25 protein-coding genes, 1 tRNA gene and 1 riboswitch are annotated in these 21,826 nt (G+C 72.3%); of the genes, 4 read left to right on the top strand and 22 right to left on the bottom strand.

Translation table 11 applies throughout. From position 1 onward, the window contains the following. Positions 1–23 precede the first annotated feature (23 nt). A riboswitch (glycine riboswitch) is annotated at positions 24–134 on the bottom strand. Positions 135–159: 25 nt separating this feature from the next. The 9 genes from K8W59_RS08170 to K8W59_RS08130 form a co-directional block, all read right to left on the bottom strand. Next, on the bottom strand, positions 160–759 hold the full coding sequence (locus K8W59_RS08170; RefSeq protein WP_397195951.1) for a MerR family transcriptional regulator: 600 nt from the start codon (positions 757–759) through the stop codon (positions 160–162). Positions 760–951: 192 nt separating this feature from the next. Next, complete coding sequence (locus K8W59_RS08165) at positions 952–1,431, bottom strand: bifunctional nuclease family protein (protein WP_223399359.1); 480 nt, start codon at positions 1,429–1,431, stop codon at positions 952–954. 51 nt (positions 1,432–1,482) lie between these two features. After that, the gene (gene ftsR, locus K8W59_RS08160) at positions 1,483–2,214 is read right to left on the bottom strand and encodes a transcriptional regulator FtsR (RefSeq protein ID WP_223399358.1); all 732 of its coding nucleotides are present in this window, start codon (positions 2,212–2,214) and stop codon (positions 1,483–1,485) included. 2 nt (positions 2,215–2,216) lie between these two features. Continuing rightward, positions 2,217–2,732: an FHA domain-containing protein gene (locus K8W59_RS08155; RefSeq protein WP_223399357.1), complete on the bottom strand. Its 516-nt coding sequence runs from the start codon at positions 2,730–2,732 to the stop codon at positions 2,217–2,219. A 99-nt stretch (positions 2,733–2,831) separates the two neighbouring features. Then, on the bottom strand, positions 2,832–3,218 hold the full coding sequence (gene gcvH / locus K8W59_RS08150; RefSeq protein ID WP_223399356.1) for a glycine cleavage system protein GcvH: 387 nt from the start codon (positions 3,216–3,218) through the stop codon (positions 2,832–2,834). Positions 3,219–3,272: 54 nt separating this feature from the next. Next, on the bottom strand, positions 3,273–4,055 hold the full coding sequence (locus K8W59_RS08145) for a DUF881 domain-containing protein (protein WP_223399355.1): 783 nt from the start codon (positions 4,053–4,055) through the stop codon (positions 3,273–3,275). Continuing rightward, positions 4,048–4,380 carry a small basic family protein gene (locus tag K8W59_RS08140; protein ID WP_223399354.1) on the bottom strand — a complete coding sequence of 111 codons (333 nt, stop codon included), beginning with the start codon at positions 4,378–4,380 and terminating at the stop codon, positions 4,048–4,050. The genes K8W59_RS08145 and K8W59_RS08140 overlap by 8 nt, the downstream gene beginning before the upstream one ends. Continuing rightward, on the bottom strand, positions 4,377–5,249 hold the full coding sequence (locus tag K8W59_RS08135; protein WP_263283297.1) for a DUF881 domain-containing protein: 873 nt from the start codon (positions 5,247–5,249) through the stop codon (positions 4,377–4,379). The genes K8W59_RS08140 and K8W59_RS08135 overlap by 4 nt, the downstream gene beginning before the upstream one ends. After that, the gene (locus K8W59_RS08130) at positions 5,242–5,859 is read right to left on the bottom strand and encodes a CDP-alcohol phosphatidyltransferase family protein (protein ID WP_223399353.1); all 618 of its coding nucleotides are present in this window, start codon (positions 5,857–5,859) and stop codon (positions 5,242–5,244) included. Before K8W59_RS08130 ends, K8W59_RS08135 begins: the two co-directional genes overlap by 8 nt. Before the next feature lie 213 nt (positions 5,860–6,072). On the opposite strand from K8W59_RS08130, the gene K8W59_RS08125 reads away from it, so the two are divergent. Beyond that, positions 6,073–7,629: a DUF1800 domain-containing protein gene (locus tag K8W59_RS08125; RefSeq protein WP_223399352.1), complete on the top strand. Its 1,557-nt coding sequence runs from the start codon at positions 6,073–6,075 to the stop codon at positions 7,627–7,629. A 5-nt stretch (positions 7,630–7,634) separates the two neighbouring features. Continuing rightward, a complete protein-coding gene (locus K8W59_RS08120) occupies positions 7,635–8,906 on the top strand; it encodes a DUF1501 domain-containing protein (protein ID WP_223399351.1) in 1,272 nt (423 codons plus the stop codon). A 115-nt stretch (positions 8,907–9,021) separates the two neighbouring features. On the opposite strand, the gene K8W59_RS08115 is transcribed toward K8W59_RS08120, so the two are convergent. Then, positions 9,022–10,149 (bottom strand): M48 family metallopeptidase, encoded by a 1,128-nt coding sequence (locus K8W59_RS08115; RefSeq protein ID WP_223399350.1) that lies wholly within the window; start codon positions 10,147–10,149, stop codon positions 9,022–9,024. A gap of 251 nt (positions 10,150–10,400) precedes the next feature. On the opposite strand from K8W59_RS08115, the gene K8W59_RS08110 reads away from it, so the two are divergent. After that, positions 10,401–10,832: a hypothetical protein gene (locus K8W59_RS08110; protein ID WP_223399349.1), complete on the top strand. Its 432-nt coding sequence runs from the start codon at positions 10,401–10,403 to the stop codon at positions 10,830–10,832. Positions 10,833–11,598: 766 nt separating this feature from the next. On the opposite strand, the gene K8W59_RS08105 is transcribed toward K8W59_RS08110, so the two are convergent. The 11 genes from K8W59_RS08105 to K8W59_RS08055 form a co-directional block, all read right to left on the bottom strand. Further along, positions 11,599–11,672, bottom strand: a tRNA-Pro gene (locus K8W59_RS08105). 125 nt (positions 11,673–11,797) lie between these two features. Beyond that, entirely contained in the window at positions 11,798–13,147 is a 1,350-nt protein-coding gene (gene der / locus K8W59_RS08100) for a ribosome biogenesis GTPase Der (RefSeq protein ID WP_223399348.1), read from the bottom strand. Further along, positions 13,144–13,899 carry a lysophospholipid acyltransferase family protein gene (locus K8W59_RS08095; protein WP_223399347.1) on the bottom strand — a complete coding sequence of 252 codons (756 nt, stop codon included), beginning with the start codon at positions 13,897–13,899 and terminating at the stop codon, positions 13,144–13,146. The genes der and K8W59_RS08095 overlap by 4 nt, the downstream gene beginning before the upstream one ends. Further along, positions 13,896–14,591 (bottom strand): (d)CMP kinase, encoded by a 696-nt coding sequence (gene cmk / locus K8W59_RS08090; protein WP_223399346.1) that lies wholly within the window; start codon positions 14,589–14,591, stop codon positions 13,896–13,898. The genes K8W59_RS08095 and cmk overlap by 4 nt, the downstream gene beginning before the upstream one ends. Positions 14,592–14,602: 11 nt before the next feature. After that, positions 14,603–15,679 carry a prephenate dehydrogenase gene (locus tag K8W59_RS08085; protein WP_223399345.1) on the bottom strand — a complete coding sequence of 359 codons (1,077 nt, stop codon included), beginning with the start codon at positions 15,677–15,679 and terminating at the stop codon, positions 14,603–14,605. Beyond that, positions 15,679–16,065: a chorismate mutase gene (aroH, locus tag K8W59_RS08080; protein WP_223399344.1), complete on the bottom strand. Its 387-nt coding sequence runs from the start codon at positions 16,063–16,065 to the stop codon at positions 15,679–15,681. Before aroH ends, K8W59_RS08085 begins: the two co-directional genes overlap by 1 nt. A gap of 183 nt (positions 16,066–16,248) precedes the next feature. Continuing rightward, a complete protein-coding gene (locus tag K8W59_RS08075; protein WP_223399343.1) occupies positions 16,249–17,001 on the bottom strand; it encodes a pseudouridine synthase in 753 nt (250 codons plus the stop codon). Next, on the bottom strand, positions 16,998–17,726 hold the full coding sequence (scpB, locus tag K8W59_RS08070; protein ID WP_223399342.1) for an SMC-Scp complex subunit ScpB: 729 nt from the start codon (positions 17,724–17,726) through the stop codon (positions 16,998–17,000). The genes K8W59_RS08075 and scpB overlap by 4 nt, the downstream gene beginning before the upstream one ends. Beyond that, the gene (locus K8W59_RS08065; RefSeq protein ID WP_223399341.1) at positions 17,723–18,598 is read right to left on the bottom strand and encodes a segregation and condensation protein A; all 876 of its coding nucleotides are present in this window, start codon (positions 18,596–18,598) and stop codon (positions 17,723–17,725) included. The genes scpB and K8W59_RS08065 overlap by 4 nt, the downstream gene beginning before the upstream one ends. A 4-nt stretch (positions 18,599–18,602) precedes the next feature. Then, positions 18,603–18,935, bottom strand: a complete 333-nt coding sequence (locus K8W59_RS08060) for a hypothetical protein (RefSeq protein ID WP_223399340.1) — start codon at positions 18,933–18,935, stop codon at positions 18,603–18,605. Further along, complete coding sequence (locus tag K8W59_RS08055; RefSeq protein ID WP_223399339.1) at positions 18,920–19,909, bottom strand: ParA family protein; 990 nt, start codon at positions 19,907–19,909, stop codon at positions 18,920–18,922. The genes K8W59_RS08060 and K8W59_RS08055 overlap by 16 nt, the downstream gene beginning before the upstream one ends. A gap of 253 nt (positions 19,910–20,162) precedes the next feature. Between K8W59_RS08055 and K8W59_RS08050 the strand changes: the two genes are divergently transcribed. Further along, complete coding sequence (locus K8W59_RS08050; protein WP_223399338.1) at positions 20,163–20,528, top strand: hypothetical protein; 366 nt, start codon at positions 20,163–20,165, stop codon at positions 20,526–20,528. 22 nt (positions 20,529–20,550) lie between these two features. Here K8W59_RS08050 and K8W59_RS08045 read toward each other — a convergent pair whose 3' ends face one another. Continuing rightward, the gene (locus K8W59_RS08045) at positions 20,551–21,819 is read right to left on the bottom strand and encodes an ArgE/DapE family deacylase (protein ID WP_223399337.1); all 1,269 of its coding nucleotides are present in this window, start codon (positions 21,817–21,819) and stop codon (positions 20,551–20,553) included. Positions 21,820–21,826 lie beyond the last annotated feature (7 nt).

The following is a 21,826-nucleotide window of genomic DNA, read 5'->3' as shown; positions in this document are numbered from 1 at the left end:
TCACGGCGTCGCTCCAGAGTTGCCTGGTCCGCGTGGTCCTGGCGCCTGAGAGGTTCCGGGGAGGAATTGCCCCTTCGGCACTCCGTCACCGGGCCGGGCGGGCCGTGGTGCGGAGACTCTCCCACGCGGGATCGTCGGCAGGGTCGAATCTACCAGCACTCACCCAGTACGGCGGGCGGCGCGGCGCTGCGCCAGCTCGTCGCCGGCGCTCGGGGCGGCTTCCTCCGCCGCCAGGGTGCGCTCGGAGGGCAGCGCCGCGAGCGAGCCCTCGATCTCGCGCCAGACGCCGCCGATGGCGATGCCGAAGACCCCCTGGCCGCCCTGGAGCAGGTCGATGACCTCGTCGTTGCTGGTGCACTCATAGACCGAGGCGCCGTCGCTCATCAAGGTGACGCGGGTGAGGTCGTCGGTGCCGCGCTCGCGGAGGAACTGGACCGCGGAGCGGATCTGCTGCAGCGAGATGCCCGCGTCCAGGAGCCGCTTGATCACCTTGAGGATCAAGATGTCGCGGAAGGAGTAGAGCCGCTGCGAGCCCGAGCCCTTGGCGCCCCGGACGCTCGGCTCGATCAGGCCGGTGCGGGCCCAGTAGTCGAGCTGGCGGTAGGTGATGCCGGCGGCGTTGCAGGCCGTGGGGCCGCGGTAGCCGGTGTCGCTCGGCAGCGGGGAGAGCTCGTCGGTGAAGAGCAGGCCCTGCTCGTCCGCCAGCTGGGCGCCGCGCTCGTCGGCCGCGTCCTGTGCGGGCTGTCCGTTCTCGTTCACTGCCACTGATCCTCCGTCGACCTACTCCGTTGACCGTAACTCCCGGGGGTGGGAAACCTGGAGTCTGTGGAGCGGGAGCACCACAGCGGTGGAGTTACAACGAAGACACTTCACGGTAGGTCGCCACCGGGGATTGGTCAACGCGACGACCCGGCGTGTCACAACCCTCAACCTCAGGTTGAGAGTGAGGGTTCAGCTCTCCCCCGACCCGCTCTCGAAGTCCTCCGGCGTCACGTGGTCGAGGAACTCGCGGAAGCGCTCGACCTCGTCCTCCTGCTCAGCGGGGACCGCCAGCCCGGCGTCGTCCAGGACGCCCTCGTCGCACACGATCCGGGCGCCGGTGCGCAGGGCCAGCGCGATCGAGTCCGAGGGCCGCGCGCTCACCTCGACGCCGGAGCCCAGCACCAGGGTGGCGTAGAAGACGCCGTCGCTCATGTCGGTGATCCGCACCTCCGCCAGCGGGTTGCCGGTCGCCTCCAGCACGTCCTTGAGCAGGTCGTGGGTCAGCGGCCGCGGCGGCACCACGCCCTGCTGGGCGAACGCGATCGCGGTCGCCTCGACGGCGCCGATCCAGATCGGCAGGTAGCGGTCGCCGGACACCTCGCGCAGCAGCACGATGGGGTTGTTCGAGGGCATCTCGACCCGGACTCCGATGACGTCTACTTCGCGCACGTCACCAGCCTACTCGCGCCCTCACGGACACCGGCCGGGCCGCCCGGAGGGTCAGGTCTTCAGGCCGGCCTTGACCAGGGTCGCGTGGAGCTTCACCGAGAGCGCCGCCATCTCGCTGACCGCCTCGTCCGCGCGGGCGCCGGCCGTCTCCCCGCGACCCCGGCGCAGCGGCGCGACGACCTGCTCCACGAGGCCGACCTCGCGATCCGCCGCGGTCTTGAAGGCACGCAGGTGACGCGGCTCGAGGCCGAAGTCGGCGAGCTCGCGGGCGGTCTGGGCGATGACCAGCGCGTCGGAGTCGTAGTGCCCGGTGCCCGGCAGCGGCCGGACCAGGCCGAACTGCTCGAGCTGGCCCAGGAGGTCCTCGTCGACCTCGGCCAGCTTCAGCAGCTCGCGCCGCGAGACCCGCAGGTCGCTGCGCCGCCGGAACGTCTCCGCCGGCGGCATGCCGTCGGCGGCGATGGCGACCTTGGGGACGACGGGGACGGTGGACTCGATCTCCGGAGGCTCCAGCCCTCGGTCCATCGCGTCCAGATGCTCGCCGATCACCTTCAGCGGCAGGTAGTGGTCGCGCTGCATCCGGGCGATGTAGCGCAGTCGCTCGACGTCCGCGTCGGAGAACTTGCGATAGCCGGCCGCCGTACGCTCGGGCTTGACCAGGCCCTGGTCCTCCCAGAACCGGATCTTGGGGATGGTCACCCCGGGGAACTCCTCACGCAACAGCTCCAGGACCTGCCCGATGTTGCGTCGGGCCCCCGAGCCGGCGGCTCTCTCCGCGCCCATGCTCAGTCCTGGCGGTGTCCGACGAAGAAGACGAGGCGGTACTTCCCGATCTGCACCTCGTCGCCGTCCTTGAGGTCCACGGAGTCGATCCGGTCCCGGTTGACGTAGGTGCCGTTGAGGCTCCCGGAGTCGCTGACGGTGAACTTCTCCCCGGCGCGGTGGAACTCCGCGTGCCGCCGGGAGACGGTCACGTCATCGAGGAAGATCTCGCTGTCGGGGTGCCTCCCGGCCTTGACCACGTCGGTGTCGAGCAGGAAGCGGTTGCCGGCGCCCGGCCCCCGCTGCACCACCAGCAGGGCGTGGCCGGGCGGGAGCGCGTCCACGGCCGCGGCGTCGACCGGGTTCAGCCGGTCGGAGGATGCCTCGACCTTCTCCGGCACCGCGAAGGTGTGCGTGGAGGTGGTCTCGGTGCGGCTCTCCGCCGCGGGGGCGTCCGCGGTGACCAGGCGGGTGCCGCACTGGGAGCAGAACCGCGCGTCGGCGGGGTTCTGGTTCCCACAGTTCGTGCAGAACGGCATTCAAGTCTCCTGGGATGGCAGGTCGGGGGGTTGCACCCTCACGTGCGGGCTGAGCGTGAGGGAATGTGCGCCGAACCTATCAGCCGGCGGGTGAGGATTTCAGCCGTCCAGGGAGCCCTGGTAGTCCGCGCTGCTCATCAGCCCGTCGACGGCGCTCGCGTCGGTGGGGACGATCTCGAACAGCCAGCCCTCGCCGTACGGGTCGTTGTTCACCAGCTCCGGCGTGGCGTCCAGCGCGTCGTTGCGGGCCACGACCTCCCCCGCGAAGGGCGCGTAGACGTCACTGACCGACTTGGTGGACTCCAGCTCGCCGCAGGCCGCGCCGGCCTCGACCGTGTCGCCGACCTCCGGCAGGGAGACGTAGACGATGTCCCCGAGCTGGTCCTGGGCGTAGTCGGTGATCCCGATGCGCACGGACCCCTCGGCGGTTCCGGGCTGGCGCACCCACTCGTGCTCGGCGGTGTACTTCAGGTCCTCGGGGTACACAGGTGACTCCTCCGTCGTCGATGGTCGCGGCTGCCGGGTCGGCTGCTCGGCAGGCTACTGCCCGGAGTCGGGCTGCGCGTAGTCAGGTCGCGTGCCCGGCACGACCGAGGCGATCTCCACCCGCTCCAGCTGCTCGACCTCGACGGTGGCGCCGTCGTCGTCGCGCAGCTGCTCCAGGGGGCCGCGGGGGAACTTCAGGCCCTCCTCGAGCGTGACCGGGTCGCCGATGACGTCGATGACGTACGGCGCCTCCAGCGGCTGCCCGTCCACCTCGACGCCCAGCGACCCGGTCGCGAACGAGGTGCTGGCGACCGCACGGATGCGGTCGTTGAACTCCATCGCCTCCGCGTCGGCGGTGCGCAGCTCCTGCACCATGTCCAGGAGGCTGTTGAGATCGACCGGCTGGTCACCGGGAGTGATGGTGATCCGCAGTCCCGGACCCGATACCGGGACCGTCCCGGCCAGGATCGCGAGGTTGTCTGCGGCCCGTCGCGCGGCGATCACCGCGGCCTCCTTGTCACCGGAGGCGCTGCGCAGCTGGTCGCGCGTCTCGATCAGCACCGCGATCTCGCGCTGCGCACGCTGGGTGGCCGTCGAGAGCGAGTCCAGGAGGTTGACCAGATCCTGCTGGCGGTAGTTGGCGTAGGTGTTCTCGACGTCGTTGGAGTGCGCCTGGGTGACCGCCGCGAAGCCGAGCCCGGCCAGCAGCACGCCGACCAGGAGCTGAGACCGGGTCGGCTTCAACAGGCCGCGGCGCAGGCGCTCGCGGGCGTCCGGCCGGCTCGACCGGCCATCGGGCGGGTCGCCGGGCCGGGCCTCCGCGGCCGGGTCAGGCATGGAAGACATGGCGCCGGATCGCGGCGACGTTGGAGAAGATCCGGATCCCGAGCACGACGACCACGCCGGTGGAGAGCTGCTCCCCCACGCCCAGCTGGTCGCCGAGGAAGACGATCGCGGCGGCGATCACCACGTTGGACAGGAAGGAGACGACGAAGACCTTGTCGTCGAAGAGGTCCTCCAGGTGGGCGCGCAGGCCGCCGAAGGCCGCGTCCATGGCCGCGACCACCGCGATCGGCAGGTAGTTCTGCAGCGCGGGAGGCACGTCGGGCTGGAAGACCAGGCCGAGCACCACGCCCAGCACCAGTCCGATGACCGCGATCACGGCGTCACCTCCTTCTCCACTCGTCCCCTCAACCCTTCCACGGCGTAGAGCGGGGTGCGGACCCGGGCTGCCGGGAGGGTCAGGCCCTGGACATTCTGCATCCTCCACCGGAAGCCCAGCTGGTCCGCCATGCCGATCCAGGCGTTCCCGCGCTCGCTGGCCAGCAGGTCCGACTGCAGGGTGTCCGGGTCGCCGATCGCCTCGACCACGTACGGCGGGGACAGGGGGCGGGAGTTCACGTTGATCGCGTTGCCCGAGTTGCGGATCGGGCTGAGCACGGTGAGCCGCTTGCCGTTGATCGCGATCGCCTCCGCTCCCGCTCCCCACAGCGCGTCGGTCAGCATCGCCAGGTCCTCGTCCCGCACCGCCTCGAGCGGGTCGCCGCTCGGTGAGTCGTCGACGGTGACCCGCACCCCGGGGCCCCGGGCGGCGGCGAAGCCGCTGCCCAGCCCGAGCCGCTCCTCCCGGGAGCGCCACTCGCGCAGGCGCCGCGACAAGGTGTCGTCCTCGCGGTCCAGCCGGGCGACATCCGCCTGCAGCTCACCGACCTGCCGCTGGAGCCTGGACACCGAGGACCGCTCATGCTCGATCCGCTCGACCAGGGCAGACCGGTTGGTCTCCTCCTGCTCGGCGAAGCGGACGTTCTGGACGAAGGCGGTGGCGACCAGCAGGCCGAGCAGGAGCAGCGCCACGACGGTGACCGCCCGGCGCGAGGGCGGACGCGGCTCGCTGCCGTCGCCGCGGGCGCGCGCGTGCTCGGCGTACTCGTCGTCGACCGCGGAGATCCGGACCCGCTCCAGCAGCGGCATCGTGACGTGTGCCGGCAGCGGCCGGTCGGCGCTCCGTGGGGCGGAGGACCTGTCAGGCACGGCGGCCCTCCCTCCGGTCGTCCCGGCTCAGCGGCGGCGTCTCGCGGACCAGCTTGGCGACCTGCCATGCGTAGAGGACCCCGGCCCACCAGTACAGGCCCAGACCCCAGAGGGCGAAGGCCCAGCCGAAGACGTTGGCGAGCGTGGCCAGGGTGCCCTGGCCGTCGCCGAAGAAGAGAAGCGGGAAGGCGTAGAGCAGGTTGAAGGTCGCCGCCTTGCCGAGGAAGTGCACCGGCAGGGCGCTGTAGCCGCGGGTCCGCAGGATCGGCACCAGACCCCACAAGAGCAGGTCGCGCAGCGGGATCGCCAGGGCCACCCACCACGGGATCACGTCGCGCAGCCACAGCCCCAGCACGGCGGCGAGGATGTAGAGCCGGTCCGCGACCGGGTCCAGGATCTCGCCCACCCGCGAGCGCTGGTCGAGTCGGCGCGCGAGCCAGCCGTCCAGATAGTCGGTGAACCCCGAGACCATGAGGACCACCAGGGCCCACAGGTCCTCCTCCGGGCCGAGGACCAGCCAGAGGAAGAGGGGCACGCCGGCCAGCCGGAGCATGCTGAGGGCGTTGGGCACGGTCCACACGCGCGAGGACACGCTCACGGTCTCCGGCAACGCTGCTTCCTGGTCCGTCCTGGGTCATCCCGGTGATGCGGGCTGGCCACACCCTAGCCGGACCCCGCACCGTCCGGGGTCAACGGTGTCGCGAGAGCGGCAGTCCATCGAAAGTGCTGCGAAACCCCTACTTTGGTTCTAGGCTCGTGGTTGCCCCTCACGGAGTCGCCGACGGCGGCCGTCCATCCCTCAGATCTCCCCCGGAGTCTCGCCGTGACCACCGCCTCCCCCTCCCGCCGGTTCGTCCTGGCCGGCGCCGCGGGCGCCGCCGGAGCGGCCGCGGTCACCACCGTCGCTGCCCCAGCCGAGGCGGCGTACGTCCCCCGCACCTGGACCGGCGGCCCGGCCCTGCTGCCGGCCGCCGAGCGACACCTCGTGACCCGCTTCTCCGGCGGGCTCACGCCGGCGCTGGCGACCGAGGTCCGCAACGCCGGCGGCGGGCGGGCCTGGTTCGAGAGGCAGCTGGAGCCCGGCTCGATCGACGACAGCGCGGTCACCGCCATCGACACCTGGTGGCCGGACCTGGCCAGGGACCCTGCCACCTTGTGGCAGCGGCAGATCGGCAACGTCCGCGGCGGATGGGAGGTCATGGCCGACTACCAGCGCTGGGTGCTGATGCGCCGCATGCGCAGCCGCCGCCAGGTGCTGGAGACGATGACCGCCTTCTGGGAGAACCACTTCAACGTCACCGCGAACGGCGACAACGCCTTCGTGCACCGGGTCGGCTACGGCCAGACGATCCGCAAGCACGCCCTGGGGCGGTTCGCCGACCTGCTCCGTGCCGCGGCCACCCACCCCGCGATGCTGATCTACCTGGACAACGCCATCTCCACCAAGGCGCACCCGAACGAGAACCTCGGCCGCGAGCTGCTGGAGCTGCACACCGTCGGCCGAGGCAACTACGACGAGGACGACGTCAAGGACTCCGCTCGGATCCTGACCGGGTGGCGGGTGGACGTCCGCAACACCTGGGACCCCTTCTACTCCGCCCCCGACCACTGGACCGGGGCCGTGTCGGTGATGGGGTTCTCCGACGCCAACGCCGTCGCCGACGGGCGGGCCCTGACCGAGCGCTACCTGGACTACCTGGCGCGGCACCCCGCCACCGCCCGGAGGGTCGCTGGCCGCCTGGCGGTCAAGTTCGTGCAGGACGACCCGCCGTCCTCGCTCGTCGACCGGCTGGCCGCGGCCTACCTCGCCGCCGACACCGACATCGCCGCGGTGTTGCGCGAGCTGGTCGCCACGCCGGAGTTCGCCGCGGCCCGCGGGCGCAAGGTCCGCGACGCCTTCGAGGACCTGGTGGCCACGCATCGCGCGCTCGGAGTCTCCCTCCAGGCACCCACGGGACCGAACTCGGCGGCCAACGCGATGCTGTGGAAGGCCAACAAGATGGGCGGCATGCCGCTGGCCTGGCCGCGGCCCGACGGGCATCCGATCGCTGACGCCGCCTGGTGCTCCTCCTCCCGGGTGCTGGCCAGCCTGGAGCTGCACTGGGAGATGTCCGGCGGCTACTGGCCCAAGCAGGACATCCGCTACCGCGCGGGGACCTCCTGGCTTCCACAGCGGCGGATGCGTTTCGACGTCCTGGTCGACGCGCTGTCGCGCCGCCTGCTGCACCGCCCGTCCACCTCCGTGCTGCTCCAGGCCTGCTGCGAGGCGCTGGACCTGACGCCCGGGACGATCATCACCCGCACCCACCGGGCCGTCACCTACGACAACGCCCGCCTGCTGACGACCTTCCTCGACTCCCCCGCCTTCCTCTCCCGGTGACGACCATGACGACCTCCCCGAACGACGACGCCTGCTGCACCGAGTACGCCCGGATGTCGCGTCGCAGCCTGTTCCGCGGTGCCGCCGCGCTGGCCGGTACGACGACCGCGTTCGGCGGCGCCGTGCTGACTGCCTCGCCGTCCGCCGCGCTGGCCCCGGCCCCCTCGGTGCTGGTGGTGCTGTCCCTCCGCGGGGCGGCCGACGGTCTCTCGCTGGTGGTGCCGCACGGCGACGCGGCGTACTACAAGGCGCGGCCGCGGATCGCCGTACCCGCCGACCAGCTGCTCGCCCCTGACGGCTTCTTCGGCCTGCACCCGCGGCTCGCCCCGCTGCTGCCGCTGTGGGAGCGCGGCGCGATGGCCGCCGTCCACGCCACCGGCCTGCCCGCTCCCAACCGATCGCACTTCGCCGCCATGGAGGAGCTCGAGGACGCGGCTCCGGGGTCGACCACCCGCGTCGGCTGGCTCAACCGGCTGATCGGTCTGGACGCGATCGACTCCCCCTCCCAGGCGATCAGCCTCGCCGGCAACCTGCCCACCTCGCTCTACGGTCCCGCAGCGGCGCTGTCGACCAACGCCGTCGACGACCTCGAGGTCGCCGGCGACAACAAGTGGGTGCGCCGCAACGGGCGGATGCGCTCGCTGAGCACGATGTGGCAGGGCGAGCCGACCCCCCTGGGCGTCGGCGCCCGCTCCGCCTTCCGCACCGTCAAGGAGCTCAACCCGGTCCTGTCCACGGGGGCCGCGCCCGCGCATGGCGCCGTCTACCCCGCCGGCGACCTCGGGAGGGCGCTGGCCGCGGCGGCGCGGATCATCCGGGCTGATGCCGGAGTCTCCGTGCTCACCGTGGACCACGGCGATTGGGACATGCACTCCAACCTCGGCACCCTGCGAGGTGGACGGATGGTCGAGAACGCCGGGGAGCTGGCGGCCGCGCTGCACGCGTTCTTCACCGACATCGGGCTCTATGCCGGCAGCGCCGTCGGCTCCAAGGTCACCCTCGTGGCCCTCAGCGAGTTCGGACGCCGGGTGCAGGAGAACTCCAACCAGGGCCTGGACCACGGCTACGGCAACGTCATGCTGCTCGCCGGCGCCGGCGTCCGTGGCGGCTACCACGGCCGGTGGCCCGGCCTGGCCAACGACCTCAACGCCGACCTCACCGTGACCACGGACTACCGCAGCGTGCTGGCCGAGGTGGTCGCGCGTCGCTTCGACGCCTCGACCGCATCGGTGTTCCCGGGGTTCTCCCCCACCTCCGTCGGCGTCATGCGGGCCTGACCCGACCCCGGACAGATGTCCCGCACCCCGCCCGGGGGCTGGTGTGGGTGCGGGACATCGACTGCCCCGACGGGACGTCGTACGTTCCGTGGAACCGCTCCCCCGGAACGCGACGTCAGGCCGGGGGCAGGGTGCGGCGCTCGGAGAGCAGCGGCTGCGCGGTCTGGACCTCCCGCGCGGTCGGCCGCCCGGCGTAGTCGACGCCGGGGTAGCGGCCGAACTGCTCCCCCAGGGCCAGGTCACGCTCGGCGTCGGCCGCGTCCAGCATCGCCAGCACCTGCGGCGGCGTCGGCCACCGGTCCGCCAGGTCGCTGCCCGCCGGCAGCGGGGAGCTGAAGAACGCGTCGCGGGGCCGGAAGAAGATCCGCCCGGGCCGGCTGCGGTCCATCAGCGCGTGTGCGCGCCAGGTCAGCACCGGGTGGCTGGAGCGCCAGTTGGCGATGTGCACCCACAGTCCCCGCTCGGTCACCGCGCGGTCGGCCATCTCGAAGACGTTCACGTCGGCGTTGAGGTACTTCCCACCGGCCAGGACGGCGATCACCCCGGGCGCCCCGTCCGGCTGGCGGGCGTAGCCGAAGTTGTCGGCGGTGTACTCCTGGGAGCGGGAGAGCGCCGGGCCCAGCTGCGGGATCGGGCCGAGCAGGTTGGTGAAGATCAGTCGGAGGTAGCTGACGTGCCCGGCGGCGATGTGCCCGACCTCGTGGGAGATCACGAAGCGCAGCGCCTCGGGGTCACGGACCCGGCCGCCGATCTCGAAGAGGTCGGAGTTGATCGCCACCAAGCGGCGGAAGCCGTGCCCGGAGGCGAACGCGTTGATGACGCCGGAGCCGGAGACGACGTACGCGTCGGGCACCTTGCGCAGGCCGAACTGTGCCGCCGCCGCGACCACCATCCGGTAGCCCTCGGGGAACTGCGTGGGAGACATGCGTACGCCGTTGGCGCGCTGCCCGGCGTAGGTCATGGCTCGGAGGACCCAGATGATGATGGGCAGCGCGCCGAGCACCAGGAACGTCTGCACGGCGGGGTCCTGGGTGTTCAGTTGGGCGGCCCCGGCTCCGCCGGAGCCGATCGATGCCAGCGTCGCGACGAGGAGCGTCGCCCAGAGCAGGTAGACCAGCAGGGTGACCACGACCCCGACCCCGAGCAGGACCAGTTCGGCCGGGTGCCGGAGCCCCTTCTGACCGAAGAAGCCGTGGACCGTGGCGCCGTTGAACATTCGCGGCGGCGGTATCTGTGCCGACATCTCTCCCCCTCGCTCACGCGTGCAGGTGCGTCAACCTAGCCGAGTTCCCGCGCCAGGTGGCGGACCAGCATGCAGAACGCCCCTGACCTGCGCGAGCAGGCCAGGGGTTCCCCGACGAGAGCAGAGTCCCACGCTCCCACTCCTGCCAGGGCATCAGGGGCCAGCCCACCACGCGGGCAGACCGGGGCAGGGTGTCACGAGCCCGCAGAAGATCGACTGATACCGATCGCCACTCATGGCAGGCTCCCAGCATGAACGAGACCCAGGTGCAGTTCTCTGTCCGCCCCTCGAAAGCCGAAGAAGTCGCCATCCGCACGGAACTCGCCCAGGGGATCCGCTCGCCCACCGCCGACAAGGTCCGCCTGCGGTTGATGCAGGACCGTGCACGACTTCTCACAACGTTCGCACATCCTGACGTACCTCCCACGCGGCGCGAACTCCTGGCCGTCCTCCTGGATGACAACCGAAAGGCACTGGACTCGCTCGAATCTGAGATTCGCGCGGCAGTCGACGCCAAGCACTTCAGAGTGATGGAGCAGTGTGCAACCCTCAGCAACGACATCGCAGCGTCGGCCACAAAGCAGGCAGCGTCATTGAAGGTCGCAACCTGGGTCTTGGCGGCCGCCACCATCGTTTTGGCGATTGCCACGATCGTGCTCATCATCGTGACTGCTGCTACATAGCGGCCAACCAACAGAACCCTCCTCGTCAGCCTGGGACAAGAGCTGGGAAAGGCTCGCTCTCTGGCAGCCACGTCGCGGCCAAGACGAGCCGCAGCAAGCGAAGACAGGCCCAACCTGTCGGGGTGCTTGTCAGCCGTGCGCCCCATCAGGAGCCCGTGGACCCCTGCCCCTGCTCGTCCTGTTCTAGTTCCGGCGCACTCCTTCGGCGGACTGCTCTCATGGTCGGATGTAGACCAGGATCAGGCTGTCGTACGAGCGCATCGGCACCGAGTGGTCGTGGGTCACGAAACGGTCATCTAGGACACCAAGCCCACTGCCGGGCCGAGGACGCTGGCCCTTACGCCATGGCAACGTCGCAGCGCTGCCGTACGTCCGCGTCATAAGACCGGAACGCCGGGCCGGGTCCACCTACCGGGACACCGGGCTGGTCGCTGTGGACATCCTTGGGCCCGTAACACCTCGGGGGCACTCGACTGCTTCAAGATGCTGGGGCGCCCGTGACGCGCTTGCACGACGCCAGGCACGACCTGCCGGGTCGCACCTGTTGGATCATGGCGTCCACTGCCTCGTGAGCGAGGTCCTGGGCCATCCCAGCGTGACAATCACAACGTCCGTTCTGTCCCAAGCCGTATAGGACAGCACCACCCCATGACCGCATCCGCCAGGCAGCTGTGGCGGCCGGTCCGTGACACCCAAGGGCCTGGAACGGGATCAGGGGCCGCTCCAGCCTCTGCTGAAACGGCCCCTGACCTGCATCGTTCTTCGGTCGGGCTGACAGGATTTGAACCTGCGACCCCTTGACCCCCAGTCAAGTGCGCTACCAAACTGCGCCACAGCCCGATGCTCTGGGAGCACGGGAACACTACCGCAGGAGGGGCGGCGACCCGGAATCGGGCCACCCCGCGGCGACCATGGAGTCCTGCTGTCACCTGATGACCGTCAGGCTCCACGGTCGGCATCCCGGGTCAGCGCTTGCGCTTCTCCCGCGGCCGCTGGTTCAGCACGATCGGCGTGCCGACGAAGCCGAACTCCTCGCGCAGCCGACGCTCGATGAAGCGCTCGTAGCCCTGATCCAGCTTGCCGGTGGTGAAGAGCACGAACGTCGGCGGCCGGGTGCCGGCCTGGGTGCCGAAGAGCACGCGGGGCTGCTTGCCGCCGCGGACCGGGTGCGGGTGCTCGGCGACCAGCCGGCCCAGGAACGCGTTGAGCGCCCCCGTCGGGACCCGGGTCTCCCAGCCGGCCAGTGCCTTCTCCAGCGCCGGGACCAGCCGGTCCACGTGCCAGCCGGTGCGGGCGGTGATGTTGACCCGCGGCGCCCAGCGCACCTGCACCAGGTCGCGCTCGACCTCGCGCTCGAGGAAGCGACGGCGCTCGTCGTCGACCAGGTCCCACTTGTTGAACGCGATCACCAGCGCGCGCCCGGCGTCGCGGACGGTCTGCAGGATCCGCAGGTCCTGCTCGGAGATGGACTGCTCGGCATCCAGCACGAGGACGGCGACCTCGGCGCGGTCGATGGCCGTCGCGGTGCGCAGCGAGGCGTAGTACTCGTGACCGGACGCCTCCTTGACCCGGCGGCGGATGCCCGCGGTGTCGATGAACCGCCACCACTCGCCCCCGAGCTCGACCAGCTCGTCGACCGGGTCGACGGTGGTGCCGGCCACGTTGTCGACCACCACGCGCTCCTCACCGGCGAGCCGATTGAGCAGCGAGGACTTCCCGACGTTGGGCTTGCCGACGATCGCGACCCGGCGCGGCCCGTCCTCCTCCGGCTCGGCCTCGGGCGGCGGGTCCGGCAGCGCGGCGAGCACCGCGTCGAGCAGGTCGCCCGAGCCGCGGCCGTGCAGCGCGGAGACGGGGTAGGGCTCCCCCAGGCCGAGGTTCCACAACGCGTGCGACTCGGCCTCGGTGCGCGCGTCGTCGACCTTGTTGGCGGCCAGCACGACGGGCTTGCCGGACTTGCGCAGGATGCGTACGACGGCCTCGTCGGCGTCGGTGATCCCGACCGTGGCGTCCACGACGAACAGCACGGCGTCGGCCAGCGACACCGCCACCTCGGCCTGCCCGGCGATGGCGTGCGCCATCCCCCGGGCGTCGGGGTCCCAGCCGCCGGTGTCGACCACGGTGAAGGCACGGCCGTTCCACAGGGCGTCGTAGGGCACCCGGTCGCGGGTGACGCCGGGGACGTCCTCGACGACCGCCTCGCGCCGGCCGATCATCCGGTTGACCAGGGTGGACTTGCCGACGTTGGGCCGGCCCACGACGGCCAGCACGGGAACGGGTCCCGCGGCCTCGGTGGTCTCGTCCTGCTCGGTCATGGTGTGGCTCCTTCCGCGGCCTCCAGGCCGGGGCGGTTCTCGGTGTCGCCCGCGGGCAGCGGACCCGGCAGCTCGCGGCCGGTCACCCTGCGGGCGTGGTCCAGGTGGGCACGCAGGTGCCGCTGGAGGGACAGGCTGGCGTCGTACACCCGGGCCCGGCCGCGCGGGAACGGCACGGCGGCGACCCGCCACGGCGTACCGAACACGATGTCGACCCGGCTCCCGGCGGCGGGCAGCGACCGACTGGACGCGCCCGGCTCGCGGACGCCGAACTGGACGACCGGCACGACCGGAGCGCCGGTGGCCAGCGCGAGGTAGGCCGCGCCGCCGCGCATGGTCGTGAAGTCCCCCGCTCCGCGCGTGCCCTCGGGGAAGACGCCGACGACGTCGCCGTCCTCCAGCACCCGCAGTGCCTGCTTGACCGCGCGGGGGTCGGGGTGGAGGCGGTCCAGCTCGATCTGGCCGGAGGCCGCCAGGAACGCCCCGAGCCGTCCCCGGAACATCTCGGCCTTGGTCCACGCATGCACCGGCCGCGGGGCGTAGATCGCCAATAGTGGGCCGTCCAGGAAGCCGGTGTGGCTGCAGGCGAGCACCACCGGACCCTCGCGCGGCACCTCGGCGGCTCCGTGCACGGCGACGTCGTAGCGCCGGCGCAGCAGCCACTGGGCGATCGGCCGCAGTCCGTGCAGCAGCGCGGTCGGCGGATGCTCGACCCCCGCGGCCGGGGACCGGGACAGCCTCGGCGTGGTCACCGGGCCGCCTCGACCAGCTCCACCACCCTGGCCACCACCTGCTCGAGCGTGAGGTCGGTGGTGTCGATGTGCACCGCCCCGTCGGCCTGCACCAGCGGCGAGGCCTCCCGGGTGGAGTCGATCCGGTCCCGGTTGAGCAGGGACTCCTGGGTCCGCCCCAGGTCGCTGCCCCCCTCCTCCGCGGACCGGCGTGCCGCCCGCGCCGACGGGTCGGCGGACAGGTAGACCTTCACCTGCGCCTCGGGAGCCACCACGGAGCCGATGTCGCGGCCCTCGACGACCATGCCGACGCCGTCGGCCACAGCGGCGCTGATGGCGGAGCGCTGCAGGAGCAGGAGGCGCGCCCGCACGTCGGGTACGGCGGACACGGGGCTGACCGCGGCGTTCACGTCCGCGCCCCGGATCTCCACCGAGACGTCCTTGCCGTCGACCTCGATGGTGGGCGCCTCCGGGTCGGTGCCCGAGACGATCTCCGGCTCCACGGACCGCTCGGCGACCTCCGCGGCGTCGGTGGGGTCGATGCCCTGCTTCAGCACCCACCAGGTGACGGCGCGGTACATCGCCCCGGTGTCCAGGTAGCGCAGGCCCAACCGCACGGCGACCCGCCGCGACGTACTCGACTTGCCCGATCCTGAGGTGCCGTCGACGGCGATGACGAGGCCGGTGCCGGGCTCCTGGGACTGCGCGCTCACGACGGGCCAGCCTACCGGTGCGTGGTCCATCCTCTCGATTCGAGCGCCTCGAGGAGCGGCTCGGCGCGCCCCTCGGCGACGATCAGCTCGGTGAGGCCGACGGGGCGCCCGGGGTCGTGGTCGATGCGCACATCCTCGATGTTGACGCCCGCCTCGCCGCAGTCGGCGAACAGCCGGGCCAGCTCGCCGGGCTGGTCGGGCACGGAGACGAAGACCGAGCGGGTGGGCTGCCGGGGTGCGCCGTGCTTGCCGGGGATCGCCCGGGTCCCGGTCACCCCACGCTCGAGCAGCCGCTCCAGCTCGGGCCTCCGGTCCTCGCCAACGGCCCCGATCAGCGCGTCCAGCTGGTCGCGCATCTCCCCCAGCACCCCCAGCACTGCCGCCGAGTTGGCGCTGACGATCTGCTGCCACAGCGCGGGGTCGCTCCCCGCGATCCGGGTGACGTCGCGCACTCCCTGTCCCGAGAGCGCCAGGTGCTCCGGCGGCGCGTCCGCCAGCCGCCCGGCCACGAGTACGGCGACCAGGTGCGGCAGGTGGGAGGTGCGCGCCACCGCCCGGTCGTGGGCGTCGGGGTCGAGCCGGACCGGGACCGCGCCGCACAGCGCGACCAGGTCCTCGACCACCGTCACCGCGTCCGGGTCGGCGCCCTCGTGCGGCGTCACCGCCCAGGGCCGCCCGTCGAACAGGGCGTCGCTCGCCGCCAGCGGCCCGGAGCGCTCCGAGCCCGCCATCGGGTGGGAGCCGACGTATCGGCTCAGCTGGGCCGGGTCGACGCGGGTGGCCACCTCGCGCAGCGGCGCGGACTTCACCGACCCGACGTCGGTGACCACCGCGTCGGCACCGAAGGTGAGCAGGGCGTCGCCGATCGCGTCCGCCAGGTGCGCGGGCGGCACCGCGACCACCACCAGCTGCGGCCGGTCGCCCTCGGTCATCGGCCGGCCCGCGCCGAGCCCGCTGGCGGTCCGCAGGTGCTCGGGGCTCACGTCGGCCAACAGCGTCTCGACGCCGGCCCGCCGGCAGGCGAGGGCGACGGAGGTGCCCAGCAGCCCGGTCCCGACGACCAGCACCGGCCCGGTCAGCGCCGCCATCAGGCCTCGTCGTCGGAGGTGTGCACCCGCGCCAGGTCCCGGCGCAGGGCGGCCGCGCCGTGCAGGTAGCTGTGGGTGATCTCCGCCCGCGGCAGATCGGTCTCCACGTGCGCCATCATCCGCACCACCCGAGGCAGCGAGTCGGTGATCTCCAGCTCCCGCGCGCACATCAGCGGCACGTCGGTGAAGCCGAGCAGCCGCGCGGCATAGGCGGGGAACTCGCTGACCAGGTCGTCGGTGGAGGTGAACAGGATCGAGATGAAGTCGTCGACGACCAGCCCGTTGCTCTTCATCACGTCCGCGACCATCTCGGCGACCCGCTCGAGCATGTGCTCTCGCGAATCCTCCTCGAGCTGGGTCGCGCCTCGCACTGCGCGCACTGCCATGGGGCAAGGCTAACCATCGCCGCTCCCCGCGGCCGCAGCCGACCACGGCTCGGGCCGACGTACTGCTGGCGTCATCCCGAGATCATCCCGACCGGAGGTGGCCCAGCCACCCGTCACCGCCCGCCCCACGTGGCTCGGCTACCCCCGGTCGGCGAGACGGTCAACCCGGCCCGGGGAGGGAGCTCAGAGGTCGGCGGAGTCCAGCAGCGTGCCGAGCTCGGCGCCCGTCAGCTCGCGGATCTGCCCGGGAGCCAGGCCGGTGAGGTCCACCGGGCCGAAGCGGGTCCGGGTGAGCCGGCGCACCGGGTGCCCCACGTGCTCCAGCAGCCGGCGCACGATCCGGTTGCGTCCCTCGTGGATGACCAGCTCGACGATGCTGCGCTCGGCGGTGGAGGAGACCACCTTCGCCGAGGACACCTGCACCGGCCCGTCCTCCAGCTCGACGCCGTCGCGCAGCCGCCGCAGCGTGCCGCGGGAGACGACCCCGTCGACCTCGGCGACGTAGGTCTTGTCGACCTCGAAGGACGGGTGCGCCATCCGGTGGGCGAAGTCGCCGTCGTTGGTCAGCAGGATGAGGCCCTCGGTGTCGGTGTCCAGTCGCCCGACGTGGAAGAGCCGCTCGGGGCGGTCGGCCACCAGGTCGGCGAGGGTACGCCGGCCCTCGGGGTCGCTCATCGTGGAGACGACGCCGCGGGGCTTGTTCAGCACCAGGTGCACGTGCGGGCTCATCGGCGGGAGCCGCCGCCCGTCCACCCGCACCACGGCCGTCCGCGGGTCCACCTTCGTGCCCAACCGGGTGACGACCTCGCCGTCGACCTCGACCCGGCCGTCGAGCATCAGCTCCTCGCACTTGCGGCGCGAGGCGACCCCGGACTGCGCGAGCAGCTTCTGCAGCCGGATCTGCCCGTCGTCATCGAGGGCGAGCTCCGGCCTCACGCGATCTCCGTCCCGCCGTCGGGCTCGGTGCCGTCGCCGCTGTGCGGCGAGGGCCGGTCGCCCTCGTCGACCCCCTCGTCCGCGACCGGCTCGGTCCCCTCGGTGGCGGCCGGCGCCGCGCCCTGCGCCGCGACCGCCTGCCCGAGCATGTCGTCGTCCAGGTCCTCCATGTCGGGGAGGTACGGCGCCAGCTCGGGCAGCTCCTCCAGCGCGGTGATCCCGATCCGCTCCAGGAAGTAGGACGTTGTGCGGTAGAGCATCGCGCCGTGCTCGCCGTCCTGTCCCGCCTCCTCCAGCAGGCCGCGGGTCAGCAGGGTCCGCATCACCCCGTCCACGTTCACGCCGCGGATCGCGCTCACCCGGGCCCGGCTGACCGGCTGCTTGTAGGCGACGACGGCCAGCGTCTCCAGCGCGGCCTGGGTGAGCCGGGCCTGCTGGCCCTCCAGCACGAACCCCTCGACGACGGGGGCGTAGGCCTCGCGGGTGTAGTAGCGCCAGCCGCCCGCGACCTGGCGCAGCTCGAAGCCGCGGTCCTGGTCGTCGTACTCCGCCGCCAGCGCGGCCAGCCCCTCGGCGACCGCCGCCACCGGGTGGCCGACGGCCGTGGCGAGGACCGCCTCGTCCAACGGCTGGTCGGCGACCATCAGCACCGCCTCCAGGGCCGGGCGCAGCTCGGCGACCGGGACGTCCAGGGTCTCCGGCTGCGGTGCGTCGGTCTCGCTCACTCGTCCTCCTCGATCGGCGCCGCGTCCGGCTCCGGCTGCTCTGGGGTCTCCTCGGGCGGGGCGCCGTCGAACTCGTCGCGGATCTCCACCTCGCCCTCCTCCGCGCCGGTCCAGCGGATGGTCAGCTCCCCCAGCGGGGAGACCTGGTCGAACCCGACGGCCCCCTCGCGGAAGAGCTCCAGCAGCGCCAGGAACCGGGCGACCGTGGTCATGGTGTCCGGGGAGTCGCCGCACAGCGCGCGGAAGGTCATGGCGCCGCTGCGGCGCAGCCGCTCCACCACCAGCACGCCCTGCTCGCGCACGCTCACCTGCGGGGCGTGGATGTGCGCCAGCGACACCTCGGGGTCGGGCTTGGGCTCCAGCGCCTTGGCGGCGAGCGCGGCGAACTGGTCCAGGCCGATGCCGATGAGCACCTCGGGCAGCAGCGTCGCGAACCGGTCCTCCAGCCCGACCGCCCGGGGGTGCCGGCGGGACTCGCCGGCCAGCCGCTCCTCCAGCACCGAGGCGACCTGCTTGAACGCCTTGTACTGCAGCAGCCGCGCGAACAGCAGGTCCCGCGCCTCCAGCAGGGCCAGGTCCTCCTCGTCCTCCACGTCGCCCTGCGGCAGCAGCCGCGCGGCCTTGAGGTCGAGCAGGGTGGAGGCGACGAGCAGGAACGAGGTCGTCTGCTCCAGGTCCCAGACGGGGCCGCCGGCCTTCACGTGCGCGATGAACTCGTCGGTCACCTTGCTCAGCGTCACCTCGGTGATGTCCAGCTTGTGCTTGGAGATCAGGCTCAGCAGCAGGTCGAAGGGACCCTCGAAGTTGTCCAGGCGTACGGCGAAGACGGGGGCCTCGGCGGGCTCCGCGCCGGCCGGGGCCAGCTCGGTCATGGGCTCAGTCTTCCAGCAGCCGACGGACGAGCGCGCTCTCCTCGCCGCGGTCGTGGAAGTCGGCGAGCACCATCGACACCGCCTCCCGCACCAGCCGGCCCCGGTCGACCGCGAGCCCGTGCTCGGCCCGCAGGGCCAGCCGGGTCTGCTCCAGGTCGAGCAGCTCGGCGGAGGTGACGTAGACGGTCATCTTCTCGTCGTGCTTCACCCGGCCGCTGGGGCGCTTGCGCCCGCGCTCCTCCTGGTCCGGGACCGCCCGGACCACGCGGCCGGGCTCGGCCTGGTCGCGCCGTCCGAAGAGGTCGTCGGCGGCCGGCAGGCTCACGCGTCGGGCCACCGGTGCAGCACCTCCTTGGCCAGCTGGCGGTAGGCGTCGGCGGCGGTGGACGTCGCGGCGTAGGAGGTGATCGGCTCACCGGCGACGGTGGAGTCGGAGAACTTCACGGTGCGCCGGATGACGGTGTGGAAGACGGTGTCGCCCCAGGCCTGCACCAGCCGCTCCATCACCTCGCGGCCGTGCAGCGTGCGGCCGTCGTACATCGTGCCGAGCACCCCGTCGATCTCCAGCTTCGGGTTCAGCCGCTCGCGGACCTTGTCGATGGTGGTCTTGAGCAGCGCGACGCCGCGCAGGGCGAAGTACTCGCACTCCAGCGGCACGATGACGCCGTCGCTGGCGGTGAGCGCGTTCACGGTCAGCAGGCCGAGCGAGGGCTGGCAGTCGATGAGGATGACGTCGTACTGCTCGAGCGCCGGCGCCAGCACCCGCTGCAGCGTCTGCTCGCGCGCCACCTCGTGCACCAGCTGCACCTCCGCCGCGGACAGGTCGATGTTGGAGGGCAGCAGGTCCATCCCAGGGACGCCGGAGGGGACGACCACGTCCTCCAGCGCGACGTCGCGCTCCATGAGGAGGTTGTAGACGGTGCGCTCCATGGTGTGCGGGTTCAGCCCCAGGCCCACGCTGAGGGAGCCCTGCGGGTCGAAGTCCACGAGCAGCACCTTGCGGCCGTACTCGACCAGGCCGGCGCCGAGGTTGATCGTGGTGGTGGTCTTGCCCACGCCGCCCTTCTGGTTGGTCATGCTGACCACCCGGGCGCGGGCGTGCTCGCTGCGCGGCCCCGGCTCGGGGAGGTCCGGCAGCGGGCGACCCGTGGGGCCGAGCTCGGGCTCGGGGCGGCGGAACTCCAGCGGCTCGGCGAGGTGCTCGCCCTCCGGTGTCGGAGGTGTCGGAGGGCTGGTCAGAGGGGGCATGTCCGGGGCGTTCGCCCCGCCGGAGCCGGACCCGAATCCGCCGTACCGGTGCTCACCGCTCATGCTCAACTCCCGTTCCCACTGCTCGCCAGATCCCTCGCGGGGCTTTGTCGACTCGGCGACTCGTCGCCAGCCTCCGGGGGAGCCTAGGGGGGTGCTTCCAGCCGTCACAAGGCGAGGGGCGATGTCCCCAGGGACGGGCCGGAATCTGTTGATGGACTGTGCACTCGGGGCCGCTCCGGTGCACAGGATCGGCCCTGCCTGTGCACAACCCTGTGCATGAACGCGATCGGCCGATCGGTGCGACAATGAGGGGGTGTCTCCTGCCGGTCCGCCCCCTGCCACCCCGCCGCCGCGCCGGGCCCGCCACCTGATGGACCCCACCAACCCGGTGCCGCGCCGCCGCGACCCGATGTCGTTGAGCCAGGTGCAGCAGTGGGTCGCCTCGACCCTGGTGGTCACCACGATCCTGCACCTGGCGATCGGGTTCGTCGTGGCCGCCTACTTCGCCCGCCACGGCGGGGCCACCCCACAGGTCGGGCTGCTGGTGATCGCGGCGGTCGTCGGCGTCCTCGCCGTCGCGGCCGGCTTCCTGATCCACCGCCGGTCCCCGGTCAGCCCGTGGCTCATCACGGGGCTGCTGCCCGCCGCGATCGGGGCCTGGCTGATCTTCGGCCGGTGACCGAGCCGGCGCGCGCTCCCACTCAGTGCGCGCCGCAGCGCCGCATCGCCAGCACGAGCAGCGCGCGAGCCACGGCGAAGGTCTCCTCCAGGCCGACCTGCTCGCGCGGGGCGTGGGCGAACGTCACGTCGCCGGGTCCGTACTGCAGCGTGGGGATGCCGCCGAGGCCGAGCAGCAGCCGCAGGTCCGAGCCGTACGGCGCCGCCGTGACCAGCGGGTCCTCGACGCCGACGGCGGCGACCGCCGAGGCGGTCTGCCCGATCAGCGGGTCGTCGTCGGCCAGCCGGCCGGAGGCGAACTGACCACCCGGCCAGGTGACCCTCGGAGGGTGGTCGGCCAGCCACGGGTCCCGCGACGCCGCCTGGTCGACCGCTCGCTCCAGCGCCGCCCGGGCCCGGTTCGGGTCCTCGCCCAGCTGCACGCCCATCCGGCCGTCGGCGACCAGCCGGTCCGGCACCGAGGAGGCCCAGTCGCCGGTCTGCACCATGCCGACGGAGATGCCGTAGGGCAGCGGGTTGCCGTGGAAGAGCGGGTCGGGGTGGACGTTGCGCTCGCGCTCGAGCTCGGCGAGCGCGGTGTAGACGGGCAGGTAGGCCTCGAACGCGCTGTGCCCGGCCAGGCGAGCCGACCCGTGGGCGGCCTGGCCGTCCACCTCGATGCGGAACGTGAGAGCGCCGGCATTGGCCGTGATCAGCCGCCCGCCGGTCGGCTCGGTGATGACCGCCGCATCGCCGCCGTGCCCGCGGACCATGGTGGCGAAGGCGCCCAGGCCGCCGTCCTCCTCCGAGACCACGCAGTGCAGGGCGAGGGGCCGCTCGAGCCGGACCCCGGCGTGCTGCAGGGTCCGCACGACCGCGTTGTTGACGGCCACGCCGGCCTTCATGTCGCAGGCCCCGCGACCGTGCAGGGTGCCGCCGCGGATGGCGGCGGAGAACGGGTCGTCGTCGGGCCACTTGGCCAGGTCGCCGACGGGGACGACATCGACGTGGCCCTGCAGGACCAGCGCGGGGGTTCCGGGCGCGGTCTGCGCCACCAGGCCATAGCCCTCCAGCCGCTCCGCCTCCGTGCCGGGGTGACGGGGGTCGGCGGCGAGCTCCTCGAGGTCCAGCTGCCAGGCGTCCACGTCCAGGCCCCAGGCGGCGTAGCGCGCCGCGAGGGTGTGCTGCAGCTCGGACTCGGCGTCGGTGCCGGTGATGGTCGGCGTGCGGACCAGGCCGACGAGGTCGTCGACCAGCGTCTCCTCGTCCAGCAGGGCGACCACGGCTGCCTCGCGGTCGGTCAGGGGCTCCACAGGGAAA

This window comes from Nocardioides rotundus, from assembly GCF_019931675.1.
Classification (GTDB): domain Bacteria; phylum Actinomycetota; class Actinomycetes; order Propionibacteriales; family Nocardioidaceae; genus Nocardioides; species Nocardioides rotundus.
The sequence above is the reverse complement of the archived record's forward strand: the minus strand, read 5'-3'. Positions and strand labels throughout refer to the sequence as shown.

What these genes read in the sequence shown, in the direction of transcription:
- der (WP_223399348.1), bottom strand. Translation starts at nt 13,147, where the DNA reads ATGACCGAGCAGGACGAGACCACCGAGGCCGCGGGACCCGTTCCCGTG.
- aroH (WP_223399344.1), bottom strand. Translation starts at nt 16,065, where the DNA reads ATGGCAGTGCGCGCAGTGCGAGGCGCGACCCAGCTCGAGGAGGATTCG.
- ftsR (WP_223399358.1), bottom strand. Translation starts at nt 2,214, where the DNA reads ATGGGCGCGGAGAGAGCCGCCGGCTCGGGGGCCCGACGCAACATCGGG.
- K8W59_RS08085 (WP_223399345.1), bottom strand. Translation starts at nt 15,679, where the DNA reads ATGGCGGCGCTGACCGGGCCGGTGCTGGTCGTCGGGACCGGGCTGCTG.
- K8W59_RS08110 (WP_223399349.1), top strand. Translation starts at nt 10,401, where the DNA reads ATGAACGAGACCCAGGTGCAGTTCTCTGTCCGCCCCTCGAAAGCCGAA.
- K8W59_RS08145 (WP_223399355.1), bottom strand. Translation starts at nt 4,055, where the DNA reads ATGCCTGACCCGGCCGCGGAGGCCCGGCCCGGCGACCCGCCCGATGGC.
- K8W59_RS08065 (WP_223399341.1), bottom strand. Translation starts at nt 18,598, where the DNA reads ATGACCGAGCTGGCCCCGGCCGGCGCGGAGCCCGCCGAGGCCCCCGTC.
- K8W59_RS08120 (WP_223399351.1), top strand. Translation starts at nt 7,635, where the DNA reads ATGACGACCTCCCCGAACGACGACGCCTGCTGCACCGAGTACGCCCGG.
- K8W59_RS08155 (WP_223399357.1), bottom strand. Translation starts at nt 2,732, where the DNA reads ATGCCGTTCTGCACGAACTGTGGGAACCAGAACCCCGCCGACGCGCGG.
- K8W59_RS08115 (WP_223399350.1), bottom strand. Translation starts at nt 10,149, where the DNA reads ATGTCGGCACAGATACCGCCGCCGCGAATGTTCAACGGCGCCACGGTC.
- K8W59_RS08055 (WP_223399339.1), bottom strand. Translation starts at nt 19,909, where the DNA reads ATGAGCGGTGAGCACCGGTACGGCGGATTCGGGTCCGGCTCCGGCGGG.